The organism is Kamptonema sp. UHCC 0994 (assembly GCF_029167235.1).
Classification (GTDB): domain Bacteria; phylum Cyanobacteriota; class Cyanobacteriia; order Cyanobacteriales; family Microcoleaceae; genus Kamptonema.
On sequence record NZ_JARFTR010000080.1, the window covers coordinates 1 to 207 of the forward strand.

The following is a 207-nucleotide window of genomic DNA, read 5'->3' on the forward strand; positions in this document are numbered from 1 at the left end:
AATCCCCAGTCCGCGAAGGCGGACTTCGTTTGTGTAGCTGCGAATTCTATTCGCCCTGGCTATAAAATTCTCGACAGGGCGGTTGAAACCGCGTCTACACAGACAAAACCCGCCTTCGCGGGTTGTATAATCCTCACGAAATCCCCAGTCCGCGAAGGCGGACTTCGTTTGTGTAGCTGCGAATTCTATTCGCCCTGGCTATAAAAT